The following is a 2498-nucleotide window of genomic DNA, read 5'->3' as shown; positions in this document are numbered from 1 at the left end:
TAGCGCCGATGGTAGTTGGGACCTTGTCCCTGTGAGAGTAGGACGTCGCCAAGCAACTTTAAGACGAGTCAGAATGACTCGTCTTTTTTGTGTTTTAAACTTCTTATCAGCTTCAAGTAAGTAATCTGTATTTTTTTGATCCCCTCATATTCATTTTCTTTCTTCATTTTTGATGTGTAGTTTAAGATTTTCTATTCTATTTTTTGTGGAAGCAATCTATCGGTGTGTTAAAATAGTACAGTTGTTTTTCGAGGTACTTTAATATAGGAAGATTTAAACTTTTTTAAGGAGATAATATGAAAAAGATAGGTGTAATTACTATAGTAGTTTTAGTCCTTCTAGCAATTACTTATATGTTAGTCGGGAATTATTTTTATAATTATGCGTTGAATGCGAAACAAGAGAAAGAGTTTTTAGAGGATAATCCTCACTTAGTAGAAACTGCGAATGCAGCGGGAGGTGTGTTCGCTACAAATGAAGAAAAGGATGCGAACTTTGTATCAAATCATAAACCTAATACACGAAACATAAATTCTTTCGATAAGTTGAAATTGACAGGTTATGAATATATGAATGAACAATCTAGCCATAAATGGGCAATTGTAGTTCATGGGTATGATAGTAGGGCATCGAAAATGCCGAAATATATCCGGAACTTTTATGAACAAGGATATAACGTCATAGCGCCAGACCTTCGTGGGCATGGAAATAGTGAAGGTGATTATATAGGGATGGGCTGGCATGATCGTAAAGATATTTTGATTTGGATTCAACAAATTGTAAAGAAAGACCCTAATGCTGAAATAGCACTCTTTGGTGTTTCAATGGGGGGAGCAACTGTAATGATGACTTCAGGTGAAGAGTTACCTTCTAACGTTAAAGTTATTATTGAAGATTGTGGATACTCAACTGTTATGGATGAATTTACGTATCAACTAAAAGATTTATTCCATTTGCCAAAGTTTCCTGTTATGAATGCGGCAAATACAGTTACAAAATTAAGAGCTGGATATGATTTAGAAGAAGCTTCAGCTATAAAACAAGTGGCGAAAAGTAAAACACCTATGCTATTTATTCATGGGGATGCTGATACATTTGTTCCTTATGAAATGTTAGATGAAGTATATAATGCTGCAAAAGTAGAAAAAGAGAAATTAATTGTTCCAGGTGCTGGACATGGAGAAGCCGAGAAGGTAGATTCGAATAAATATTGGAATACCGTATGGAAGTTCGTGGGGAGATACATTCCGGCGTAATTAGATTGTTTTAGATTTGTATATACGATAATCAGAAGGAAATGTTTTTATACTTTTGATGATCGTTTTTTCTATTTAAAAACTTATTTTAGTTTGTAGTATATAAGGTTTGAAGCATAAATTTTTGAATTCCTTATTGCCAGTGCTACAATAATTGAAAACTACATGTTAATGAGGTGTTTCTATGAAAATTGAAGTATGGTCAGATTTTGTATGCCCATTTTGTTATATTGGGAAACGTAGATTAGAAATGGCTTTAGAGCAATTTCCGCATAAGAAGGATGTTGAAGTGGAGTTTAAAAGTTTTGAATTAGACCAAAATGCTCCAATCTATTCTGGAACAAGTATTAATGAAGTACTTGCATCAAAGTACGGGATTAGTATTGAAGAAGCTAAGCGTAATAATGTACAACTAGGAAATCATGCAGCTAGTATGGATTTAAATTTTAATTTTGAAGAGATGAAGCCGACGAACACTTTTGATGCGCATCGTCTAGCTAAATTTGCAAAGGATCAAGGGAAAGAAAAAGAGATTACGGAAAATCTACTTTTTGCATATTTCACTGAATCGAGAAATTTAAGTGATATGGATACGCTTGCTACTATTGCTGAAGCTTCAGGTTTAGATAAGCAAGAAGCTTTACGTGTTATTAATGATAAAGGTGCATATGCAAATGATGTTAGAATTGATGAAGCGATTGCTCAGCAATATCAAATTTCAGGAGTACCTTATTTTATTATTAATCAAAAGTATGCTATTTCAGGTGCGCAACCACTCGAAACTTTTGTCGGTGCACTTCAACAAGTGTGGGAAGAAGAGAATCCTGCACCTAAGTTACAAGAGCTTTCTTCAGAGGGTAGAAGCGATATGTCTTGTACGGATGAAAGTTGTTCGATACCTTCAAAAGAACAATAGTTTTTATGAAGGAATAGCAACCCATAGAGTATTTTATGGGTTGCTTATCTATTCTTATAGAAGAGGTATATAAATACATAATTTAATAACGTAAATAAGATTTATAAAAAATGAAGTTTTTTTATAAAAACATATTGACGGTTGTATCTTAGAGGTGTAATATAGAACAAGTCGCCGATGCAATAACGCAGAACGCGGCACACAAAATAAAAAACTTAGTTGACATTAACTAACGAAGATGTTAACATAAGGAAGTCGCAAATGAGCGACCGAGTAGTTCTTTGAAAACTGAACGAAACAAACAACGTGAAACGTCAATTTTTATT

Annotated in this window: 2 protein-coding genes; both read left to right on the top strand. The window is 33.7% G+C overall.

Annotation, left to right across the window (positions count from 1 at the left end; translation table 11 throughout):
- Positions 1-296 precede the first annotated feature (296 nt).
- Positions 297-1256: an alpha/beta hydrolase gene (locus ABH961_RS30010; protein ID WP_098080540.1), complete on the top strand. Its 960-nt coding sequence runs from the start codon at positions 297-299 to the stop codon at positions 1254-1256.
- Between the two features lie 184 nt (positions 1257-1440).
- Positions 1441-2172: a DsbA family oxidoreductase gene (locus tag ABH961_RS30005; protein WP_098080542.1), complete on the top strand. Its 732-nt coding sequence runs from the start codon at positions 1441-1443 to the stop codon at positions 2170-2172.
- The last annotated feature ends 326 nt before the right edge of the window (positions 2173-2498 follow it).

Source organism: Bacillus sp. RC251 (assembly GCF_044908765.1).
Classification (GTDB): Bacteria; Bacillota; Bacilli; order Bacillales; family Bacillaceae_G; genus Bacillus_A; species Bacillus_A wiedmannii.
This window is presented reverse-complemented; position numbering and strand designations above follow the sequence as displayed.